The sequence below is a fragment of the Bacillus sp. SIMBA_008 genome (assembly GCF_046535495.1).
GTDB classification, from domain to species: domain Bacteria; phylum Bacillota; class Bacilli; order Bacillales; family Bacillaceae; genus Bacillus; species Bacillus subtilis.
The window spans coordinates 1-234 of sequence record NZ_JAWRWL010001311.1; the positions used below are offsets into that span (position 1 = coordinate 1).

Annotated in this window: 1 protein-coding gene; it reads left to right on the forward strand. The window is 46.6% G+C overall.

Features of this window, described 5'->3' with window-relative positions; translation table 11 throughout:
• Positions 1 to 234 (forward strand): phosphatase RsbU N-terminal domain-containing protein (locus SB658_RS27685; RefSeq protein ID WP_410603786.1); only part of this gene is annotated, 234 nt, incomplete at both ends.

Sequence of the window (234 nt, forward strand, 5' to 3'; positions counted from 1 at the left end):
GTAAAGGAACTGTATCCGGATCTGCCGGAAGATGTTTTTCATTCGCTGGATTTTTTAATAGAAGTCATGATTGGCTACGGGATGGCTTATCAGGAACACCAAAGTCTGAGAGATATCCAGCAGGAGCTTCGTTCAGAAATTGAAATTGCCGCAAATGTTCAGCAGACGCTGCTGGGCACAAAAATTCCTGAAGAAGAAGAACTGGATATCGGGGCGATCAGCGTCCCCGCCAAG